At 39.1% G+C, this 519-nt stretch carries 1 protein-coding gene; it reads right to left on the bottom strand.

The annotated features are described in order from the left end of the window. Nucleotides 1-26: 26 nt before the first annotated feature. Entirely contained in the window at nt 27-410 is a 384-nt protein-coding gene (locus ABD892_RS10060) for a hypothetical protein (RefSeq protein WP_345195491.1), read from the bottom strand. Nucleotides 411-519: the final 109 nt, after the last annotated feature.

Below are 519 nucleotides of genomic sequence, written 5' to 3' on the forward strand. Positions count from 1 at the left end.
CTTAATCCCGACAGATCTTCAGCTGATCAACTTAAGAAAGCGGCTTGAGTTGGGGCGACAACTATGTTGACAAACACCGCAGTGGCTTTTTGATCGTCATGCTTTTCTTCTTCAGTAACTGTTGCTTTAGCCTCATCGATTGACCTTGTCGTTGTGTCAGTAACACTTTCTGGAGTGATATCACGCTTTTTTTGTCTTTCCTTTCTTTCTGCTGTCATGAGTAAGCTTGTGGCCATCAAATGACTAAGTGTCGAAAATTTTCTGGGTTGTAGTTGTTGGAGTGCAGCTTTCTTTTCATCTAAGTCTCGCTTCAATTTATCTATTTGGTCTTTTAGTTCTTGGATTGTTGCTTCGTTTGTTACGTTCTTGCTGGTTTCAGAATTCATTTTTTTGGTTGCATTATCCAACATGTTTTTTAATTCTGTTATTTGTCGATTTGTAATCATCCCCTAAACTAGGGGCATTTCGAATTAGAGTTCTCCGACTTACACTGAGTCAAACGGAGAACGAGATGAAAAA

It is taken from the genome of Kistimonas scapharcae (assembly GCF_039540975.1).
Taxonomy (GTDB): domain Bacteria; phylum Pseudomonadota; class Gammaproteobacteria; order Pseudomonadales; family Endozoicomonadaceae; genus Kistimonas; species Kistimonas scapharcae.

Bases quoted from the DNA above. Each gene is read 5' to 3' on its own strand.
- ABD892_RS10060 (WP_345195491.1), bottom strand. From the start codon at position 410: ATGTTGGATAATGCAACCAAAAAAATGAATTCTGAAACCAGCAAGAAC.